The 2,120-nt window shown below is 43.5% G+C and carries 3 protein-coding genes and 1 pseudogene; all 4 read left to right on the top strand.

The window, feature by feature from the left end; all coding sequences use genetic code 11:
- Window positions 1-1,271 (top strand): cobaltochelatase subunit CobN (locus RMO84_RS14895; RefSeq protein ID WP_310489230.1); only part of this gene is annotated, 1,271 nt, incomplete at its 5' end.
- Between the two features lie 52 nt (window positions 1,272-1,323).
- Window positions 1,324-1,458 (top strand): hypothetical protein, encoded by a 135-nt coding sequence (locus RMO84_RS14900; RefSeq protein ID WP_310489231.1) that lies wholly within the window; start codon window positions 1,324-1,326, stop codon window positions 1,456-1,458.
- 8 nt (window positions 1,459-1,466) lie between these two features.
- Complete coding sequence (locus tag RMO84_RS14905) at window positions 1,467-1,688, top strand: hypothetical protein (protein WP_310489232.1); 222 nt, start codon at window positions 1,467-1,469, stop codon at window positions 1,686-1,688.
- Between the two features lie 224 nt (window positions 1,689-1,912).
- A pseudogene (locus RMO84_RS14910) lies at window positions 1,913-2,120 on the top strand (hypothetical protein); the annotation flags it as partial.

The raw sequence follows: 2,120 nt of genomic DNA on the forward strand, positions 1-2,120 counted from the left end.
ACATCCCCTCTGGCGCATCCGGCGCACCCACCAGAGGTAAACCCGAAGTCCTCCCCACCGGACGCAACTTCTACTCCGTCGATATCCGCGCCGTCCCCACCGAAACCGCCTGGTGCCTGGGACGCAAAGCCGCAGAAGTACTGATCGATCGATATACTCAAGAACACGGCGAATATCCCCAAACCCTCGGTTTATCGATCTGGGGCACATCCACCATGCGAACTGGCGGCGACGATATCGCTCAAGCATTAGCATTAATCGGTGTCCAACCAGTTTGGGATGGCGTATCCCGCCGCGTCGTAGATTTTGAGATTTTACCTGTCTCGGTTTTAGGTCGTCCCCGCGTCGATGTTACCTTGCGAATTTCCGGTTTCTTCCGCGATGCTTTCCCCAATTTAATTGACTTATTTGATAACGCCGTTAAAGCTGTTGCTGCATTAAATGAAACTCCAGAACAAAATCCATTAGCGCAACAAGTTCAACAAGAACAAATCAAATGGTTAGAGCAGGGACTAACACTAGATGAAGCTCAGACTCGATCGCAATACCGGATTTTTGGCTCGAAACCAGGTGCCTATGGTGCCGGATTGCAAGGATTAATCGAATCCCAAAATTGGGAAACCGAAGCAGATTTAGCTCAAGCTTATATCAATTGGAGTGCCTATGCTTATACCAACAAAGCCGAAGGCATCGCCGCCCCCGAAGCGTTCAATCAACGCTTAGGTAATATGCAAATCGTTCTTCAAAATCAAGATAATCGCGAACATGACTTACTCGATTCCGATGATTATTATCAATTTCAAGGTGGTTTAACTGCCGCAATCAAGCAAGTATCTGGCAAAGCACCCGAAGCTTATTTTGGTGATAATTCTCGTACCGAAAATCCCAAAGTTCGCAAACTAACGGAAGAGATCGACAGGGTATATCGATCGCGTGTCGTCAACCCCAAATGGATCGCCGGAGCCATGCGTCACGGCTACAAAGGAGCCTCGGAAATGGCAGCGACGTTAGATTTCTTATTTGCCTACGATGCTACGGCTAATTGTGTGCAGGACTTCATGTATCAAGGTGTGGCGGATGCTTATTTATTCGATGAATCAGTCCGAGAATTTATCGAGCAAAATAATCCGTGGGTGCAGCGAGATATGGCGGAAAGGTTACTCGAAGCTAATCAGCGGGGCTTGTGGGAGGATGTGGAATTGGGGACTTTGGAACGGTTGAGATTGCTGGTAAATGAAGCTGAAGGGGTGATAGAGTCTCAGGGGAATTAATAGGTGACATTCGGGGATATTAATATTACAGATAGCACCAGTAGATAAAATAATGTTAAGTAAAAATCAGTCTTCACAGCTAAATAGTCCAGATTTCTCTGCTGTAGATTCTTTAGCCAAGGCTGAAGATTTATTTAGTCTAGGTCAACTAGAAAATTTATTAGGCCACTTGAATTTGGTGGGCTAGATAACCCAATGAATATTCTTTATGTACCGATTGGAATTTCTGAAGTTAAGGATGGAATAGATCGTAACGTTATTGCTAAATTAGCAGAAGAAGGAACAATCTCAGAGTATCGGGCAATTCCAGAATATCAAGGCCAAAGCTTTATCCCAATTGCTATTAGGATTGAGGCATCTAATCCTGGGCAGTTTAGTACTTTGATTAAAATTTGGTGTGATGCACTTGCAGTGTAAAATTACAGTGCAAATATTGCTCTTTAGCTATATTTTAGGTGTTATGAATATTAAGATCCTTCCATTAACCAGCTACACCACTCACACCAATAATATCTAACTCTCTAATTTGGTGTCGATCGATTGCATCTAACCATATCCTATTAATGACAACATTGAACGTTATCGATCGAAATGATAGTATGTAGTTATATATCTCACTAAGACTTTGAGTTGAATATCCGATGTCAGAAGAACGCTTAGAGCAAGTCGAACAAAAGCTAGATAGTCTGATTAGTGCCATCCAATCGGGATTTGGCAGCTTTGAACGCCAATTGAACGATCTCCGTAGCGATGACAGACAACTTTCTACAGATGTGCGGCAAATTTCTACCGATATCCAACAACTTTCAGCTCAACTAAAAAAAGTCGAAGAACGGGTACAAATTGTCG

It is taken from the genome of Chamaesiphon sp. VAR_69_metabat_338 (genome assembly GCF_031423935.1).
Lineage (GTDB): Bacteria > Cyanobacteriota > Cyanobacteriia > Cyanobacteriales > Chamaesiphonaceae > Chamaesiphon.